1 protein-coding gene is annotated in these 545 nt (G+C 56.5%); it reads right to left on the bottom strand.

All coding sequences use genetic code 11. The annotated features are described in order from the left end of the window. A partial coding sequence (locus ACM9NP_RS23960) for an ATP-binding cassette domain-containing protein (RefSeq protein ID WP_415649043.1) occupies positions 1-545 on the bottom strand: 545 nt, incomplete at both ends.

Below are 545 nucleotides of genomic sequence, written 5' to 3'. Positions count from 1 at the left end.
TGACGAACCACCGACAAATCATGCGCGATGAAAATATAGGACAGACCCAACTCATCCTGAAGCTCCTCAAGAAGATTGATCACCTGCCCCTGAATCGACACATCCAACGCCGACACCGGCTCATCACAAATCAAAATCTCCGGACGCAACGCCAACGCCCGCGCAATACCAATACGCTGCCGCTGACCACCCGAAAACTGATGCGGATACCGATTAATATGATCCGGATTCAACCCCACCCGATCCAACAAATCCGCCACCGCAGCACGACGACCCTTCCGCGGCACCACATCCGGATGAATATCAAACGGCTCACCCACAATATCGCCCACCGTCATCCGCGGATTCAACGACGTATACGGATCCTGAAACACCATCTGAACATTCCGCCGCAAACGCCGCATCCCCACACGACCCAACCGCGTCACATCCTCCCCCCGCACACGAATCGAACCCGACGACGGCGACTCCAACCCCACCAACAACTTCGCCAACGTCGACTTCCCACAACCCGACTCACCCACCACACCCAACGTCTCACCACG

Source organism: Stackebrandtia soli, assembly GCF_965137155.1.
Lineage (GTDB): Bacteria > Actinomycetota > Actinomycetes > Mycobacteriales > Micromonosporaceae > Stackebrandtia > Stackebrandtia soli.
This window is presented reverse-complemented; position numbering and strand designations above follow the sequence as displayed.